This is a genomic window from Streptomyces sp. GbtcB7 (genome assembly GCF_019091445.1).
Taxonomy (GTDB): Bacteria; Actinomycetota; Actinomycetes; order Streptomycetales; family Streptomycetaceae; genus Streptomyces; species Streptomyces mirabilis.
On the sequence record NZ_JAGXJM010000817.1, the window covers coordinates 1 to 228 of the forward strand.

At 71.9% G+C, this 228-nt stretch carries 1 protein-coding gene; it reads left to right on the forward strand.

What is annotated here, in order from left to right; translation table 11 throughout:
* A partial coding sequence (locus KVT44_RS57650; protein WP_217577287.1) for a 50S ribosomal protein L20 occupies positions 1-192 on the forward strand: 192 nt, incomplete at its 5' end.
* Between the last annotated feature and the right edge of the window lie 36 nt (positions 193-228).

Here is a 228-nt window from a genome sequence, read left to right on the forward strand (position 1 = left end):
ATCAACGCCGCTGCCCGCGCCACGGGCTTCACGATCATCCGCATCTTCGAGGGTCTGAAGGCGGCGAACATCGAGGTCGTCCGCAAGGACCTGGCCGAGCTGGCCGTGGACGACGCCGGTGCGTTCGCCGCGCTCGTCGAGGTCGCGCAGAAGGCGCTTCCGTCGGGCGTCAACGCGCCGCAGGCCGCCTGACGCTCGCGCTCGCCTGCGCCGTACGTCGCTGGGGGC